The sequence below is a fragment of the Prosthecobacter sp. genome, from assembly GCF_044222345.1.
Taxonomy (GTDB): Bacteria; Verrucomicrobiota; Verrucomicrobiia; order Verrucomicrobiales; family Verrucomicrobiaceae; genus Prosthecobacter.
On the sequence record NZ_JBGANL010000142.1, the window covers coordinates 1 to 3,774 of the forward strand.

At 61.8% G+C, this 3,774-nt stretch carries 4 protein-coding genes and 1 pseudogene; all 5 read right to left on the reverse strand.

The features are described 5' to 3' along the window. Positions 1 to 315, reverse strand: a pseudogene (locus tag ACILSL_RS27280) (hypothetical protein); the annotation flags it as partial. Between the two features lie 38 nt (positions 316 to 353). After that, entirely contained in the window at positions 354 to 815 is a 462-nt protein-coding gene (locus ACILSL_RS27285; protein ID WP_395735231.1) for a hypothetical protein, read from the reverse strand. Further along, a complete protein-coding gene (locus ACILSL_RS27290) occupies positions 812 to 1,387 on the reverse strand; it encodes an RNA polymerase sigma factor (protein WP_395735232.1) in 576 nt (191 codons plus the stop codon). Before ACILSL_RS27290 ends, ACILSL_RS27285 begins: the two co-directional genes overlap by 4 nt. A gap of 70 nt (positions 1,388 to 1,457) precedes the next feature. After that, entirely contained in the window at positions 1,458 to 2,423 is a 966-nt protein-coding gene (gene lgt / locus ACILSL_RS27295; protein ID WP_395735233.1) for a prolipoprotein diacylglyceryl transferase, read from the reverse strand. 165 nt (positions 2,424 to 2,588) lie between these two features. Then, positions 2,589 to 3,774, reverse strand: a 1,186-nt coding sequence (purH, locus tag ACILSL_RS27300; protein WP_395735234.1) for a bifunctional phosphoribosylaminoimidazolecarboxamide formyltransferase/IMP cyclohydrolase, incomplete at its 5' end; no start/stop codon positions are given.

Genomic DNA, 3,774 nt, shown 5'->3' on the forward strand with positions numbered 1-3,774 from the left:
CTTGGCGGGAGAGTCCGGCAGCACTTCATCCACCAGCAGGCCAAAGCCTTCCGGCAGGGAAAACTGCGCCCGCAGCTCCGGCGGCACCTCGCGGGTGAGCAGACCGAGGTAGGCCACCGGCTTCTGCTCCGGCTGGGGCTGGGCATTCGCATAAGGGTGACGATGGCGCGGCTGCCCCTCGGTTTTCGCCCCGGCATTGGCACCTGACCCTTCGGTGGTGGCAGGCTTGGGGGCTTCGTTTTTCGGCTCCACCTGCTGCGCACACAGCGGTGCAGCGCCGAGACAGGCGATGAGGAATGTGTGTGGCAGTTTCATGGTGGGGAGGAGGTGGCGAGGCTGGTTGGGAGCCTTGCTTATCTGAAAGAGACAGGCTGCAGGAGCTGCTGACGGCTGGAGATGTCCACGGTCATCTGTGAGCTGTAGCGGGGATCCACCCAGGTTCCGAGTTCGCGGGACACAACGAGCGCGAGCTTGTCATCATTGAGGCTGCGGCCACGGTGGATGCTGTTGCCATGCTCGTCATCCCATTCACGAATGGTGGCTGGGGCAGCGGCCAGAGCGGCGGCACCGCCTTGGGAATGCTGCACTGGCAGGTAGCTCATCACGGCGAAGGCTGCGGCGGCACCCATGGCGGCCCAGCCGGCTGACATTAGCCAGCGCGGTTGGCGATGGGGTTTCCGCTGGCTGGTGCTGAGCCAGCTCATGTCCAGTTTCAGTTCATCATCCACCCGCTGCACCAGGGCAGGGGAGGCTGCTGCTGGCGCGAGACCGCGCAGCAGGTTTTCGAGTTCTTGTTCATTGATTTCGTTGTTCATGACATGGCCTCCGTGGTGGGTGAAAAGGGTAGGATGTTGATGGCGGGAGAGGGGGATTCACCGAGCAGATCGGCGCGCAGATGTCCGAGCTTCTTATGCAGCGCCTGCAGCGCGTAGCGGTAACGACCGGCGATGGTGTTGATCGAGCTGCCGGTCATGGCGGCGATTTCGTTAAAGGTGAGGTCGCCCCAGAGCTTCAGCGTGATGACTTCGCGCTGATCTTCGGGAAGGGTCTGCAGCGCCTTGTCCACGATGGCGGCGGTCTCTTTATGTTCGGGCTTGGGGTCAAAGGCGGGCGCGTTTTCCCCTGCCACCGCGATCTCAGACTTCGCCTCCCGGTTCACCCGGCGGTGGTCGGAGCGGCGCTGATCCAGGGCGATGGTGCGGACGGCGGCGTAAAGCAGGGGGATGTGGGCGGAGTCTCCCTCTGGAAAGCGCCGCCACCAGCGCACAAAGGCCTGCTGGACCACGTCTTCGGCGTCGGCTTTTGAATCGACCAGTTGGCGCGCATACAGCACCAGCTGCGGAGCTAGGTGGTCAAACGTGCTTTTCCAGTCAAAGGCGGTTTCCATGCGTGAGCAAGGTACTATACGACCACCCTAACGCCACCGAGTTCCGCTTTTGTATGCGGAAGGTTAAAAATCAGGCCTTGGCCGCTTCGGGTCCGGGCGGGCTCTTGCCCCAGATCAGTCCGTAGCCGATGAAAAGACCACCGACGATGAACATGAAGGTGGAGAAAAACTGCCCCTTGGTCAGGCCCATGATCATCTCGGAGCCACTGTCCGGCTGCCGTACATACTCCAGTGCAATGCGGGCGATCGCATAGAGGATGAAGAACAGCCCGGCGATGATGCCCTGGCGCAGCCGGGGGAAGCGCAGGCGGATGAAGATCAGGATGGCGCTGAGCAGCAGTCCCTCGCCAAACGCCTCATAAAGCTGGGAGGGGTGGCGAGGGTGCAGTATCTGCTCCAGCTCCGCACGGCCGCCACGAAACTTCTCAAAGTAGGCAATGATGTCCGGGCTGTGCTGCAGGCCGCGCTGCCAGACCTCATGGCTCAACGCTGAATCCCCGCCCTGCTTGACGAAATCCTCATGCAGCAGCTCCGTCGGAAACTTCACTGCCCACGACACGCTGGTCACATGACCAAACAGCTCGCCATTGATGAAGTTCGCGATGCGGCCCAGAAAGATGCCCAGCGGCGCACCGCAGACGATGGAGTCGCCAATGCCGGCCCAGGAGATCTTGTGCTTCCAAGCATACCAGCCGCAGAACAGCGTCGTGCCTGCAATGCCGCCATGGCTGGCCATGCCACCCTGATTCAGCAGGAAGAACGTCCACGGCGCATGGATGAACTCGTCAAAGTTGTACAGCAGCATGTAGCCCAGCCGCCCGCCCAGCACGAGGCCAAAGAGCGACACCAGCGTGATGAAATCCGCCACCGCCGCCGGCTTGATCTCAGACAGCCCCCGCTTTGCCAGAAAGTGCATCACCCGGTAGGTGAGGTAGAATCCCAGCACATACGCGAGGCCATACCAATGAATGGCAATCTTGTCTGTGAACTTGATCACAAACGGGCTGAGGTCGTGCAGGTAGTAGGCGAAAATCATGGGGCGTAGGCATGGACGGGAGCAGCGTCCGCACAAGAGGCAAAATACAGCGCGCAGTCCCGAGGGCTGGCGGTGCTGACGCTGCTTGATTAAGATGGCTTAACTATTCATCGTATCTAAATAGTTAAACCTGAGTGGGCTGGCCACCTTTTACACGTCTCAATCCTAGTGCAGGAAGTGGCGCACGCCGGTGAAGCACATGGCCATTTTGTGCTCATCGGCAGCCGCAATGACCTCGGCATCCTTCACGGAGCCTCCGGGCTGGATGGCGGCCGTGGCTCCGGCTTCGGCAGCGGCGATCAGGCCGTCAGGGAAGGGGAACATGGCGTCTGAGGCGACGATGCAGCCCTTGAGGGAAAGCCCGGCTTCCTTGGCCTTCCAGATGGCGATGCGGCAGGAGTCCACGCGGCTCATCTGACCGGCGCCGATGGCCAGTGTGCGGTCGCTGGTGGCGAAGACGATGGCGTTGGACTTCACGTGCTTCACCACGCGCCAGCCGAAGCGCATGGCTTCCAGTTCGTCGCGGGTTGGTGGGCGAATGGTTTTCACCTTGGATTCCAGATCGTCCAGGCCCAGGGCGCGGGAGTCGCTGTCCATCACCATCACACCGCCAGGGGCGGAGCGGATGGTCGGCTCGGTCAGAGCTTCGGCCACGCCGGGCAGCATCTGGATGAGACGCAGGTTCTTTTTCTTCTGCAGCAATGCGCGGGCGTCTGCATCGAAATCCGGGGCGATGATCACATCGGTAAAAATCTCCGAGATGATGCGGGCGAGACCGAGCGTCATGCTGCGATTCACCACGATGACGCCGCCAAAGGGGGCCTGCTTGTCCGTTTCAAACGCCTTCTGCCAGGCTTCGCGCAGATCTTCATCCGCACAGCCCACGCCGCAGGGATTGGTGTGCTTGAGAATGGCCACAGTGGGGCGGCGGAACTCCAGGGCGATCTCGGCCGCCGCGTGGATGTCCAGCACGTTGGTGTAGCTGAGGTCCTTGCCGTGCAGCTTCACGAAGTAGTCGCCGAAGTTGCCGTAGAGGGAGGTCTTCTGGTGCGGGTTGTCACCGTAGCGCAGCTCGGCGTAGAGAGGCAGGCTGAGGTTGAAGGTCTTCTGCGTGGTCTGCTCCTTGTTCAGGTAGGCGGCGATGGCGGTATCATACGCCCCGGTGCGCTGGAAGACCTTGCAGGCTAGGCGCTCGCGGGTGCCCAGGGTGGTGTCTCCGGCGTGCTCCTTCATCTCTTCCAGCACGATGCTGTAATCGGCGGGATCCGTGATCACGGTCACCCAGCGGTGGTTCTTCGCCGCGCTGCGCAGCATGGACGGGCCGCCGATGTCGATGTTCTCGATGGCTTCC

Excerpts from the sequence above, each read along its gene's own strand:
- ACILSL_RS27285 (WP_395735231.1), bottom strand. The coding sequence starts at position 815 with ATGAACAACGAAATCAATGAACAAGAACTCGAAAACCTGCTGCGCGGT.
- lgt (WP_395735233.1), bottom strand. The coding sequence starts at position 2,423 with ATGATTTTCGCCTACTACCTGCACGACCTCAGCCCGTTTGTGATCAAG.
- ACILSL_RS27290 (WP_395735232.1), bottom strand. The coding sequence starts at position 1,387 with ATGGAAACCGCCTTTGACTGGAAAAGCACGTTTGACCACCTAGCTCCG.